The following is an 11899-nucleotide window of genomic DNA, read 5'->3' on the forward strand; positions in this document are numbered from 1 at the left end:
CCCGCCCGCCGGCTGGCTGCCCGCGCCGGGCTCGGTGGCGGGGTGGCCCTCGGGCTCGGGCGGGCCGGTCACGCGGGTGCGGCCGGGGGCGGGGCCGGGGCCGGGGCCTGGGTGAAGAGGGCCACCTCGGCCCGGCCCAGGGTGAACACACCGGCCACGACCAGTCCCAGGGCCACGGCCTGCAACACCAGCGCCAGTGGCTCGGTGGTCACCTGCTCGCCGAAGGCGAACGCCCCCAGGCCGATGCTGGCCACCGGGTCGACGGCGATCAGCAACGGCAGTGACGTGCTCAGCGGCCCGGCCTGGAAGGCACTCTGGCCCAGCAGCAGCCCGAACACCCCGGTGGCGGCCAGCGCGTAGGGCTCCCACGTGGTCAGAGCCGCACCCAGGCCGCCGTCGAGGGCCTGCGAGGTCGCCTTGAGCAGGCCGGCGATCACGGCGTAGCTCACGCCCGCGGCCAGGGCCAGGGTGGCCGCCCGCCCGGGGCCCGGCGACCGGGGCGCGAAGGCGATCAGCGCCCCGATCACGGCGGCCGCCCCCAGCCCGACGGCCGCCCACCGGGCGCCGGAGGCGTAGAGGTCGCCCTCCTGGGGCTGGGCCACCAGGAGGAACACGGCCAGCCCGACCACCACCATGACCGCTCCGGCCCAGTGGCGGGCCGTCAGCCTGAGGTCACTGAAGGCCGCCCCCAGGGGAAGTGCGAACAACAGGCTGGTCACTAGCAGCGGCTGGACGAGTACCAGCGACCCGTAGCTCAGGGCCAGGAAGTGCAGGCCGAAGGCCAGGCCGTCGGCCGCCGTCCCCGCCAGCCACAGGGGACGGGCGGCCAGGTGCAGGAGCAGGCCGGGCCGTAGGGACTTCTCCATGGGCGCGGCGGCCGCCACCTTCTGCTGCAGCACCGACTTGAGGGCGTAGAGAAGCGCTGAAGCGAGGGCAAGGGCGGCGGCCATGACGGCGGCGACCGTAGCCCGGCCAGGGTGGGGCTACGGTGCGGATGGCCGTGGTCTGGCGATCACGGGCACCTTGTCCAGCGCGCATCAGTAGTCCGTCCGGACGAAGAGGTGCACGCCGAGCCACCCCCAGAACAGCACCAAGCCGTAGCGGGTCAGGCAGCGGTGCCGGGCCAGCCGGACGACGGTGGCGAACCGCGGGAGCCGTCCCGACCGCAAGGTGACCAGCTGCCAACCGACGATGGCGGCCCAGATGGCGGCCCAGATGGCCACGTTGAGCGTCCAGTCAGCGGGCAGGGGGTTCATCGTTCGAGGATGTACCAGCCGAGGCCGAGCCAGGCCCAGAAGGCGACGACGCGGACGGGGTAGATGGAGAACACCTGGCTTGCCAGCGAGCTGAGGGTCGGGTAAACGTCCCGGGGCCATTCGAAGTAGTTGAGGAGCTGGACGGTCACGGCCAGGGTGATGAGCACCAGCCAAACGGCCACGCCCGCCCGGTGCCTGACGTCAGGGCCCGGGCCGGGCTTGGCCCCGGGCCGGTGCCAGCCCCTAAGCACGGCCGCCGTCAGCATGGCAACGCAGGGAACGGCCGTTGCCACGTGCTGGGCGAGGGTGAACGGTGCGAAGAGCATGGCCACTGCTCCGTAGACCGCCGCCACCACGACCGCCAGCTTCATGTGTTGGGGGGCGTAGCGAAGTGCCGGAACAGCGGCCCGATCAACGTTCGCCACGACGGGCAGGGGGGGAGCGGCTCGCCGTCGAGGAACGCCATGACCACGTCCTGGAGCTCGGCCGCGTAGGGAAGATTGGGGTGCACGACCGGTACAGGGCAGGCGTTGGTGGCCCCGTCGATGCGGTGGTCCGAGACCATGGGCAGGTCGAAGACGCTGGCCACGCTCAACGCCCGTAGGTCTGGCGGCAGGGGCTGGGCCAGCGCCTGCTCCACGGCGTTGGGGTGCCCGAGCCACTCACGGCCGAGCGCCGAGCTCACGTCGAAGGCGGACGTGCCTCCGGGCCTCGGGACCTGCACCACCATCTGCACGAAGTGGCGCCCGACGGCGCCGCCGCCGCTCTCGCCCTCGGCTGCGTACGTCACGAGGTTCTCGGGGAAGGCACCGACCAGCACTATGGCGTCGGTGTTCTGCAAGCGGCCCTGGGCGGCCGCCTCCCAGACCAGCCATACGCCCTGGGAGTGCCCGGCCACCACCCCGGGCGCGGTTAGGCCCCGGGACATGGCCGACAGGAACCCCACAAGCTCGCTCGTGGGGCGCAGCGTGTCGGTCTCCTCGTAGGGGGCGCCGTGGTCGATCGGGCAACGGGCGTCACCTTGAGGCTGGCCGTCGCCGGGGCCGGCGTAGGAGAAATAGACGGTCCGGTCACACGACCACCCCATGTAGCCGGGGTCGACCTCGAGTATGGCGCCCCTGCCCGACGCCGAGTCGACGCCCGACATGACCATGATCGACCCATCGCGCGTCCCCGGACCTTGCCCCGCTTCGGCCGGTGGAGCCTCCGCCGGTCCCGCCATCACGACCGAGAACAGGGCGACGGCGCCGGCCGCCGGGGCCAGTGCCACCGCTCGCCGGGCCGTTCGGAACCCGGGGTCATAGCGCAGCACCCAGGTCGCGCCGTAGGTCAGGGCGGCCGACACGGGCACCAGGAGGACGCTGCCGGCTGGGCCCCACACGTCGGCCAGGAACCCCACGACGGTCAGCACAGCGACGTACGCGCCTAGCGTCCCCGCCCGAAAGCCCCGGCGAGCGGCCCGGGTGAACCCGGAGCGCAGGCGGCCGTCCTCGGCCAGCCAAGGCGCCGCTCCGAACATGACGAGAGCCACCAACGCCAACGCCGTGCCGATCCAGAACAACAGGTAGAAAAGCACCGCCTTGGCCGCGTACAGGGGGACGGCCGCCAGCATGCAGAGAGGCAGGGCGAGCAGGTAGAAGCGCAACGCCAGCAAGAAGCGCGCCCGGGTGAGCCCTCCCAGCAGCATCGCCAGCACGGCCGAGCGCACCACCAGCGACACGAACATCCCGGCCAGGAACACCGGCCAGCCTGCCGAGAATACGAGCAGGGCCTGGAGGTCGGTGATCAGGTCGAGGGGCGGTAGGGCGACCACGTGGGTCAACCCGGGCCAGCGTGGCAGGCCGCCGAACGCAGCCAGCAGGGTGACGACCGCCGCCAGGCCCGCGAGGCCGAGGGCCTGGCGCGGGTGGGCTGTCTCGGCGTTCAAGCGGCGATGGCGCCGGGCCGCTCCTCCTCGAAGCGCACGTCGTAATCGTCAGCCCTTTGGGCCAGGAACCGCTCGAAGGCCCCCAGGGTGAGGTACCCCGGCAGCGGGTACTTGGGCGCCAGCCGCTTGAGCTCGGTGTGGTAGCGGGAGAACTGGGCGTAGTCCATAGGGAACTCGCCCGGCGTGCCGCCCAGCCACTCGCCTCGCCTTGTGGCCCGGGCCGTGACCGTGCCCCATTCCTCGGGGGTGGGCAGGCCGACGGCCTCGACCCCGTGGTTGAACAGCATCATGAGGATGTCCTCGAAGGGGCCGGCCCGGTCGATGTAGCGGTGGGCCGCGTCCAGCGAGGCCTGCATGTTGAACTCCATCCAGAAGGGCACCGAGCCGGTGGCCAGCGTGTGCCACGGCTCCAGGATGATGAAGGACTCCAGAAGCAGGCGGCTCGAGCGGATGTTGCGCTCGCGGTACCACCAGCGGTAGAGGTCGGCTACGAGGGGGCTCAGCGCCTGGGGGTCGGGGAAGCGCATACGGACGACGCGGTAGCGGCGTTCGCGGGCCACCCTCAGGATGTCGTCCAGGAGGGCCGTTTCGAACCCCCACTCCGCCTCGGGCATCCGCTCGGTCGGCTCGGGGCCGGGCCAGCTCCGGTAGGGCGAACCCTCGCGGTCGAGGTACTCGGCTACCCGCTCGCTCCCGTGGTGGAACTCGTCCTCGGTGGCGCCGCCGACGGCGCCGTGCTGGAACACGTGGCGGTCGCTGATCCGGCTCACGCCCCAGCTCTGCTCGCACTCGGTCACCAGGATGGTCCCGCCGGGCGGAAGGTGCTCTTGGAGGAAGCGCTCGTAGGCCGCCCCCAGCTTCCGGCGCTTGACGCGGAAGTACGTCATCTCGCGGATCATCAACCGGTCCTGGTTGGCGTCGTGCATGTGGTGGAGCTGCACGTCGGGGTTGCGGCGGAGCAACTCGGCGCCGGGCTCCTTGCCGATCTCCATGGCTACTGTCGGCTCGTCGGGGTGGACCTTCTGGCGAACCGGCACCAGGAACGTCTGCGGGAGCCAGGGGGCCCCGAGGGCGGCGTAAAGGTGGACGGCGGCGCCGTTCGAGGAGCCGATGGCCACGGCCGGGGACCGGCGCGCCGGGTAGGCCGCCGCGGCCCACCTGGACAGCTCCTCGACGTCGACCATGTCGATCTTGTCGGGGGGGATCGACTCGTTCCAGCCGCTGAAGATGTAGAGCTGCTTGCGCAGCGGCTTGGGCAGGATGTTGGCCCGTGCCGCCGGGGGCTTCAGAACGGGGCTCAGGCCCAGAGCGGGGAAGTCCTTCCCGTTCAGGTACCGGGCTGTGGCCTTGACCATGGCGGTGGCCGAGTCGAAGTTGGCGATGAACTCAGGGGGCTTCCTCATAGTGCTTTCCTCTGCTCGGTGCTCGCCTCTTCATGGCGCGCTCCATCGGTGCTCGCCGCGAAGTCGCTGATGACGGTGGCGAAGGCGTCGGGGGCGTCGTGGGCCATGGCGTGGGGCACCCCGTCGAGTACCCACAGTTCGCCGCGGGGAAGAAGGCGGGCGACCTCCTCGGCCCATGCCTGGGAGACGATGGGGTCCTTGGTGCCGCGCACGACCATGGTGGGCGCGCTCACGAAGGGCAGCTTGTCCTCAATGCGGTCGGACCGGGCGTGGAGAAAGGTGCGCAGGCCGCGCACAGGCCCGACCTCCCGCCATTCCCTCCTCAGCAGCCGGCGGAGTTCCCCGGACTGGGTCTTCTGCTCTTTCATCCACCGGTAGAGCTGCTTGGCCAGGGCGCTGGCGCTCGGGTCGACGATGGGCCCGGCGAGGACCAGTGCCTCGACGAGGTCGGGCCGGCGTAGGGCCAGCTCGACCGCCACCTGGGCGCCGAACGAGTTGCCGGCCACGATGGCGGGGTGCCCGACGGCGGGCTCCCACCACTGCTCGAGAGCGTCGGCGATGTCGAACACGGTGGGCGCCTTCTCTTGGACCTCGGTCTGTCCCGACCCCGGCATGTCGGGCGCGAGGACGTGGAAAGAGCCGGCCAGGCGCTCGGCCGTGGGCACGACCATGGCGGAGGACACCACCAGCCCGTGGAGCAGGACGACCGTCGGACGGGTGGGGTCGCCCCACTCCCGGGCGTGGACCCCGGGGCCGTCGACCCGGGCCCGGCTCGGCGAAGGCGCGGTCACCGGGACCGGGGGGACCGCTCGAGGCCTGATGCGCCGGGCCTCGAGTCCGGGGCCGTTCGCCTCGGGACCGATCGCCACCCGCCGGGCCACCTCCGATGGGCCGCCCGCCCACCCGCCCCTGGCCCCCTGGCCCTGCTCGATCGGCTGGTGCAAGTTGCCCGACGTGGGCTCGGCCGGGGCCTCGCTGAAGTGGGACAGGTGGACCAACCGCCCGCTGGCTCGCTCGGTCAGTCGGCGGGACAGGCCGTACTGGCCCACCGTCAGGCGGGGGATGGCCCCGGGAAGGACGCGGTCGCGCGGACGCTTGGCGCACGAGACGATGGCGGCCGCCACGCGGTCGGGGTCGGCGACAGGTGTCAGCGCCTTCACGGCGCGCCCCGTGTAGTTGGCCGCGTGCTGGAAGAGCGGGGTGTCGACGGCCGCGGGGAGCACCTCGCATACGCGGATGCCGGGGGCGTCGAGTAGCTCGGTGCGTAGGCAGGCCGTGAGGGCATGGCCGGCGTGCTTGCTCATGACATAAGCCGACAGGTAGGGGGCCGGGACCTCCGAGAGCACCGAGCCAACGTTGATCAGGGTGCCGCGTCCCTGCTCCCGGAACACCCCGAGCGCGGCTCGGGCACCGAGCACGTAGCCCATCACGTTGACATCGAGGAGCCGCCTGATGTCCTCGACGGGTTCCTCCCCGAAGCGGGAGAACATCAAGACGCCGGCGTTGTTGACCCACACGTCAAGGCGGCCGTGCTGCTCGAGGGCGGTGGCGGCCGCGCGCTCGGTGGTGGCGGGATCGGTGACGTCGCCGGCGACAGCCACCGCCTTGGCTCCGCCCCGGCGGCACTGCCGGGCCAGCTCGTCCACCACCGCGCCCCGGCGGGCGACGAGGACGAGCCCGGCACCGTCGGCTGCGAACCGCAGGGCGGCGGCCCGGCCTATCCCGCTTGACGCACCGGTGACGACGACTGCTGCATTTCGGGCTGTATGGGGCATCGGCTGCACTCCTTGGGCCGCTCGACCGGTAGTGTCCTTCCCGTCGTCCACTACCGAAAGGGCCCGGTTTGGTTACGAATCGGCGCGTCCCGTCCGTACGCTGATCAGGGATGCAGGCCGACGAGTTCGAACGCATCGCCCAGGCGGAGGACGACCATTGGTGGTACCGCCACACCCGGGCGCTGATGGCGTCGATGCTCGACCCGTGGCTTAAGCCGGGCTCGCTGGTCCTCGACGCGGGCTGCGGGCCGGGAGGGAACAGCGCCTTCCTGGCCCCCTACGGCAAGGTCGTGGGGGCGGACATCTCACCTGATGCCATGCGCCTGGTCCGGCGGCGGTGGCCGGCCACCAGCCCGGTGCGGGCCAGCATCGGGGACCTCCCGTTCGCCTCGGGATCGTTCGACGTGGCCGTGACCGTGACCGTCCTGGCCATGCTGCCCGACGACCACCGGGCGGTGGCCGAGGTCGCACGGGTGGTCAAGCCGGGCGGGGCCGCCTTCTTCATCGAGGCCGCCTTCCCGGCCTTGCGCCGGGGCCACGACGTGGTGTGCAACGTGGTGCGCCGCTACCGGCGGGCCGAGTTCCTGGCCATGATCGAGGGGGCCGGGTTCCAGGTGCAGCGGGCCACCTACGTGCACTCCTACCTGGTGCCCCCGGCCGCCGCCCTGGCCCTGGCCTCCCGGGTGGCGCGCCGCTCGCCGGTGGCCGCCAAGTCCGACCTCCAGCACGGGCGGTCCCTCGACCGGGTGTTCACCGCCCTGACGGCCACCGAGCGCCGGCTACTGGCCCGGCGGGACCTACCCGTGGGGGTCTCGGTGGCCGCGGTGGCGACCAAGTAGGGGTGCCGCGGGGCGCACGCTCCCGCCGGGACCAGCTACCACTTGCCCCGGTGGCGTTCGAGGAACAGTTCGAGGCGGAGCATGAGGAGCCCGCCCAAGGCGCGGGCCACCGAGCGGGGGTTGAAGAACTGGGAGTGACCGTGGCGGCGGGGGTGGTGGCTCACCGGCACCTCCACGAAGCTGGCCCCATTGTCCTGGAGCTTGCGGACCAGTTCCACGCAGATGACGCCGCTGGTGTGGAAGAGCTGGGCCCGTTCGAGCGCCTCCCGGCGGATCAGCCGGAAGTCGCAGTCGACGTCGCGGACCTGGAGGCGGAACAGGCGACGTACGGTCCGCTGGTAGGTCCAGCCCACGATCTTGCGGCTGAGGGGGTCCGAACGGCTCTTCTTCCAGCCCTGGACGACGTCGACGTCGTCGGTGGCCGCCTCCACCAGCAGGGCCAGCTCGGCGGCGTCGTACTGGCCGTCGCCGTCGGTGTAGAAGACCCACTGCTTGCGGGCCGTGTTGAACCCCGAGATCAGCGCCCCGCCGTAGCCCCGGTTGAAGGGGTGGCGGACGACGCGGAGCTGGGGCACCTCGAGAGCCGTGGCCTCCAGCACCTCGGGGGACGTGTCCGTGGACGCGTCGTCGACCACGATCACCTCGAAGTCGGCGATGCCCAACTGCTCGATGGTGGTGGCCACCGTCTTGACCAGCCCGCCAATGGTGGGGGCGTCGTTGTAGCAGGGGAAGAAGGCCGAGAGCGACCCGACGGCCGGGTTCACCGGGCCAGCCCCTCGCATACCGACTCGACCTCGTCGTCGGCCATTTCCGGGAAGCACGGCAGCGTCACGCACTCGGCGGCCCAGGCCTCCGCTTGGGGGCAGGGCCGGGGGGCGAACCGTCCGTAGGCCGGCTGGGCGCTGATGGCGGTGGCGTAGTGGACGTCGGTGGAGAACGCCAGCGCGGCCCGGAACCGTTCCCGGTCGCGAGAGCGCACGACGCACAGGTGGTACACGTGGTCGGGGTGGTCGGCGGGCCAGGCCAGGTGGGGGGCAGCCGCCCGGTAGCGGGCCGCGATCGAGCGGCGGCGGGCGTTGTGGGCCGGCAGGTGAGCCAGGGCGACCCGCAGCACGGCCGCCTCCACCTCCGACAGCCGGCTGTTGCCGGCCACGTGGCGGTGGACGTAGCCGTCCTCGCGGGCATGGTTGCGCAGGAGGCGGACGAGGGCGGCCAGGTCGCCGTCGTCGGTGACCACGGCCCCGCCGTCGCCTATCCCCCCCAGGTTCTTGGTCGGGTAGAAGCTGTAGGCCGTGGCCACGGTGGGGGACGACGGGACCGCCCCGTGGGCCTGGGCGGCGTCGTCGACCACGGGCACGCCGATGTCGGGGATGGGGGCCGGCCGGCCGTAGAGGTGAACGGGGACCACGGCCCGGGTGCGGGCCGTGACGGCCGCGGCGGCCGCGTCGAGGTCGAGGGCGGCGGTGCCCGGGTCGACGTCGACCACGACGGGCGTGGCCCCGGTGGCGCACACCGCGTAGACGGTGGGAACGGCCGTCAGCGCGGGCACGATCACCTCGTGGCCGGTCCCGACCCCCATGGCCACCAGCGCCAGGCGCAGGGCCTCGGTCCCCGACGCCACGGTCACGGCGTGACGCCTCCCGGCGAACCGGGCGAACTCCTCCTCGAAGGCCGCCGTCTCCTCGCCCAGCAGCAGCCGCCCGGACGTCATGGCCCGGGCCGCGGCCTCATGGGCCTCGCCGGCCATCGCCGCCCACCTCCTCCCCAGGTCCACCACCGGCACCACCGCCATCACCAGCCCCTGCAGGTACGGGGGACGGGCGCCACCCCCGAAACCTGCGCGGGAAACGTGGGCGTTTCGCCCACGTTTCCCGCGCAGGTTTCGCGAGGGGTCAGATGTACCAATCGAGGCGGGGGCGGTAGTAGGCGATGGTGGCGGCCATGCCGTCGGCGAAGGCCACCGACGGCACCCAGCCCAGCACCCGCTTGGCCTTGGCCGAGGTGCCGCGGTAGGTGCCGATGTCGATGCGGGCGCGCTCGGGCGGCCAGGGGACGAGCTCGACCGAGCCCGTCCCGGCGGCGGCCACGATGGCCTCGGCCGCCTGGCGGACCGTGAGGGTGTCGTCGTGGCTGAGGTTGAAGACCTGGCCCCAGGCGTCCTCGGCCCGGGCAGCCCGCAGGAAACCGGCCACCGCGTCGTCGACGTGGAGCAGGTCGCGCTCTTGAGAACCGTCGCCGTACACGACGATGGCTTGGTCCTCGAGGGCCAGCCGCAGGAACACGGCCATGAAGGACTGGTGGTCGCCCAGCAGCCGCTGGCGGGGCCCGTAGACGTTGGTCAGGCGCAGGGCGCACGTCTTCATCCCGTAGGTGCGGGCGTAGAGGAGGTGGAACTGCTCGGCCGCGTACTTGGAGATGCCGTTGACATCGGCCGCGTTGACCGGGTGGTCCTCGTCGACAGGCAGGTAGCGGGGCCGGCCGTAGACCTGGCGGGTGGACGCGTACACGACCGGGGCCGTGGGGTTGACCCGGCGCAGCAGCTCGAGGAAGGCCAGGTGGCTGCGGGTGTTGAGGTCGAGGTCGGCGATGGGGTCTTCCATGGAGTCGACGTGGCTGATCTGGCCGGCCAGGTTGAACACGTAGTCGGCCCGGGAGGCGGCGTCGGACACGGCGGTGGCGTTGCTGATGTCGGCCACGACCACCTCGACGCCCGTACCGGCCCCGTCGAGGTTGCGGCGGTTGCCGCCGTGGCGGGGCACCAGGGCGTCGACGACCGTCACGTGCGCCCCGGCCTCCACCAGACTGCGAGCGAGGTTGGACCCGATGAAGCCGAGCCCACCCGTCACCAGGCAGCGGCTGCCGGCGAACGGGGCAGCGTCTGGGGCGGGCACAGGCTCGATCCTACTGACGCCCGCGGCCGCCCCGGCGTGCCCGGCGTACCCGGTCAGGTGTGCGACGCTGGGCCGGTGGTGCCCGACGTCCTCGCTCTGTACTCCGGGTCGCCGGGCCGGGCCCGGGCCCGGGCGTGGGCCCGCTGGGCGACTACCCCCGTGCGGGCCGTCGGGCAGCGGGTGCCGGCCCGAGGGCGGGTCCTCGAGGTCGGGTGCGGCCTGGGGGTGATCTGTTGCCACCTCGCCCTGGGTTCGCCCGAGCGCGACGTGGTCGGGACCGATGGGGACCTCGACGACATCGTGCAGGCCCGCCTGGCCGCTCGGCGGGCCGGCTCCCGGGCGGCCCGCTGCGAGTTCCAGCTCACGCCCCCGGGCGAGGTGCCCGAGGGGCCGTGGGACGCCGTCCTGCTGGTCGACGCCCTGGCCCGGCTCGACCCCGCTGCCCAGGAGGGCCTGGTCGGCTCGTGCGCCCTCGAACTGGCCCTCGGTGGGGTGCTGCTGGTGAAGGAGATGGGCCCGAGACCGCGGTGGAAGCTGCCCGGGCCCCACGGTGGCCCCGCGCCCCAGCAGTTGGAGCAGTGGATGGAAGATGCCGGTCTGGTCGTGAGCCGCGAGGCCGTCGACCGGGGCTTTCCTCAGCCCCACCATCTGATGACCGGCGCCCGGCGCCGCTCCGTCAGGTCAGCCCCGGCCCGGGGCTGAGCTACTACATCCGGTCGAGCATCCGGTCGAGCACGCGGGCCCGTTCGGCCGAAGGGAAGGGCTGGCCCACGCCCACGCTGAACAAGGCGGCCACGGTCCGGCCCGACCGCACGAAGGTGAGGTCGGAGAACACCTGGGCGGGAGCGGCCCCGGGGCCGACCGAGATCGTCGTGCGCCAGGTCACGGACTGGTCGCCGATCTCGCGGGCCGGGAGGAGCTCGGTGCGGGTGGTGGCCCCGGGCAGCAGGTCGAGGGAGAGCACGCCCGTGAACAGCTCGGTGAGGCAGGCCCCGATGTCGGACCGGCTGAGGTCGTCCATGGCCCTCTCGGCCGCCTGACGGTCGGAAGACACGATGGCCAGCGAGGTGACCAGGGTCGAGCGGTCCTTCACGAACCCCGGGGACACGGCCGAGTGTTCGGCGCCGTCGAGGGTGACGGCCGCGCCCGCGCACGCCTCGAAGTCCCCGGCGGCCCGGGCCCCGGCCGGCTCGAGGGCGGACGGGGGCGATTCGTCGAACCCCGGGAGATCGGCGGCGTGGACGACCACCAGGCGAGCGGGACCGCCGTCGGCCGGTGGGCGGTCCCCGGCGGTGAGCGTGGTGGGCCCGCGTCCGGCGCAACCGGTGAGCAGCCCGGCGGCGACCGTAACGGCCACTACCACGGCCGAGGGGCCACGCAGCCTTCTCATCCCCCCGGGTATCGGCGCCCAAGGGCCCTGCCTTGAGCGTGTCTTTTGCCTTGAGCAATGTCCCCGGACGCGACGAGCGGGCCCCGACGGAAAGGGCCCGCTCGTCGATCACCCCTCGAAGGGGGCGGGGGACAGACGCTCTACTCGAACGTGCAGCCGCAGGAGTTGACCTCCCGCACGATCACGCCCTTGCCGGTGTCCATGTGGGTGGTGCAGGGCATGCACGGGTTGAGGCTGCGCACGGCCCGGAGCACGTCGATGCCCTTGATCTGGTCCTCGGGGACCGACTCGAGCAGGGGCGTGCCCACCACGCACTCCTCGTAGGGGCCGAGCTGGCCGAACGGGTCGGTCGGGGCCGCGTTGAGGGTGGACGGGGTGGTGATCTGGTAGTTGACCAGCTTGCCCTTGTCCATCTCGA

13 protein-coding genes are annotated in these 11899 nt (G+C 72.6%); 2 read left to right on the forward strand and 11 right to left on the reverse strand.

The annotated features are described in order from the left end of the window. Window positions 1-68 precede the first annotated feature (68 nt). The 6 genes from AB1673_16530 to AB1673_16555 all read right to left on the reverse strand — a co-directional run bounded on the left by AB1673_16530 (window position 69) and on the right by AB1673_16555 (window position 6361). A complete protein-coding gene (locus AB1673_16530) occupies window positions 69-950 on the reverse strand; it encodes a DMT family transporter (protein MEW6155570.1) in 882 nt (293 codons plus the stop codon). Window positions 951-1037: 87 nt separating this feature from the next. Next, complete coding sequence (locus tag AB1673_16535; GenBank protein MEW6155571.1) at window positions 1038-1256, reverse strand: DUF6186 family protein; 219 nt, start codon at window positions 1254-1256, stop codon at window positions 1038-1040. Continuing rightward, window positions 1253-1627 (reverse strand): hypothetical protein, encoded by a 375-nt coding sequence (locus AB1673_16540; GenBank protein ID MEW6155572.1) that lies wholly within the window; start codon window positions 1625-1627, stop codon window positions 1253-1255. The genes AB1673_16535 and AB1673_16540 overlap by 4 nt, the downstream gene beginning before the upstream one ends. Further along, complete coding sequence (locus AB1673_16545) at window positions 1624-3183, reverse strand: hypothetical protein (GenBank protein ID MEW6155573.1); 1560 nt, start codon at window positions 3181-3183, stop codon at window positions 1624-1626. Before AB1673_16545 ends, AB1673_16540 begins: the two co-directional genes overlap by 4 nt. Continuing rightward, window positions 3180-4586, reverse strand: coding sequence for a hypothetical protein (locus tag AB1673_16550; GenBank protein ID MEW6155574.1), 1407 nt, complete (start codon window positions 4584-4586; stop codon window positions 3180-3182). Before AB1673_16550 ends, AB1673_16545 begins: the two co-directional genes overlap by 4 nt. Continuing rightward, window positions 4583-6361, reverse strand: coding sequence for an SDR family NAD(P)-dependent oxidoreductase (locus AB1673_16555; protein ID MEW6155575.1), 1779 nt, complete (start codon window positions 6359-6361; stop codon window positions 4583-4585). Before AB1673_16555 ends, AB1673_16550 begins: the two co-directional genes overlap by 4 nt. Before the next feature lie 110 nt (window positions 6362-6471). Here AB1673_16555 and AB1673_16560 point away from each other — a divergent pair, with 110 nt between their 5' ends. Next, window positions 6472-7200 (forward strand): class I SAM-dependent methyltransferase, encoded by a 729-nt coding sequence (locus AB1673_16560; GenBank protein MEW6155576.1) that lies wholly within the window; start codon window positions 6472-6474, stop codon window positions 7198-7200. Window positions 7201-7235: 35 nt separating this feature from the next. Here AB1673_16560 and AB1673_16565 read toward each other — a convergent pair whose 3' ends face one another. The 3 genes from AB1673_16565 to AB1673_16575 form a co-directional block, all read right to left on the reverse strand. Further along, entirely contained in the window at window positions 7236-7964 is a 729-nt protein-coding gene (locus AB1673_16565; GenBank protein MEW6155577.1) for a glycosyltransferase family 2 protein, read from the reverse strand. Next, on the reverse strand, window positions 7961-8992 hold the full coding sequence (locus tag AB1673_16570; protein ID MEW6155578.1) for a DegT/DnrJ/EryC1/StrS family aminotransferase: 1032 nt from the start codon (window positions 8990-8992) through the stop codon (window positions 7961-7963). The genes AB1673_16565 and AB1673_16570 overlap by 4 nt, the downstream gene beginning before the upstream one ends. Before the next feature lie 100 nt (window positions 8993-9092). Beyond that, window positions 9093-10091: an NAD-dependent epimerase/dehydratase family protein gene (locus AB1673_16575; protein MEW6155579.1), complete on the reverse strand. Its 999-nt coding sequence runs from the start codon at window positions 10089-10091 to the stop codon at window positions 9093-9095. A gap of 75 nt (window positions 10092-10166) precedes the next feature. Here AB1673_16575 and AB1673_16580 point away from each other — a divergent pair, with 75 nt between their 5' ends. Next, entirely contained in the window at window positions 10167-10793 is a 627-nt protein-coding gene (locus AB1673_16580) for a methyltransferase domain-containing protein (GenBank protein MEW6155580.1), read from the forward strand. 4 nt (window positions 10794-10797) lie between these two features. On the opposite strand, the gene AB1673_16585 is transcribed toward AB1673_16580, so the two are convergent. After that, window positions 10798-11481: a hypothetical protein gene (locus AB1673_16585; GenBank protein ID MEW6155581.1), complete on the reverse strand. Its 684-nt coding sequence runs from the start codon at window positions 11479-11481 to the stop codon at window positions 10798-10800. Window positions 11482-11621: 140 nt separating this feature from the next. Continuing rightward, window positions 11622-11899 (reverse strand): nickel-dependent hydrogenase large subunit (locus AB1673_16590; protein MEW6155582.1); only part of this gene is annotated, 278 nt, incomplete at its 5' end.

Source organism: Actinomycetota bacterium, assembly GCA_040754375.1.
In the GTDB taxonomy this organism is placed as follows: domain Bacteria; phylum Actinomycetota; class Acidimicrobiia; order Acidimicrobiales; family AC-14; genus JBFMCT01.